This window comes from Hymenobacter amundsenii, assembly GCF_002204745.1.
Classification (GTDB): Bacteria; Bacteroidota; Bacteroidia; order Cytophagales; family Hymenobacteraceae; genus Hymenobacter; species Hymenobacter amundsenii.
Genome location: NZ_NIRR01000122.1, coordinates 1 through 413, shown reverse-complemented (window position 1 = coordinate 413; position 413 = coordinate 1). Strand labels below are relative to the sequence as shown.

Genomic DNA, 413 nt, shown 5'->3' with positions numbered 1-413 from the left:
CTTTGGCCCGGGTAAAGAACCTGAAGCGCATGCACCTAACGAAAAAACCTGGAAATCTCACCTGGTGACCTGTGCCGCGATGTACGCTGCAATCCCGTTTCTATGTACAACTACGACCGTCCGTCCTGGACTGGCCTGGTTTACCCAACCGAATGCTACTTCCCGACCTGGAAAGTGGAAGAAGATCACTTCACCGTTAAAGCACTGGTGAATGCCTACGAAGGGCTGTTTGGCAAAGCGCCGGTTGTTGATAAGTGGACCTTCTCAACTAACGGCGTATCTATCATGGGCCGTCACGGCATTCCGGTGATCGGCTTTGGCCCGGGTAAAGAACCTGAAGCGCATGCACCTAACGAAAAAACCTGGAAATCTCACCTGGTGACCTGTGCCGCGATGTACGCTGCAATCCCGTT

Annotated in this window: 1 protein-coding gene; it reads left to right on the top strand. The window is 53.0% G+C overall.

Annotated elements, in window-relative coordinates:
* Positions 1 to 102: 102 nt before the first annotated feature.
* Positions 103 to 413, top strand: a 311-nt coding sequence (locus CDA63_RS20225; protein WP_199797573.1) for a M20/M25/M40 family metallo-hydrolase, incomplete at its 3' end; no start/stop codon positions are given.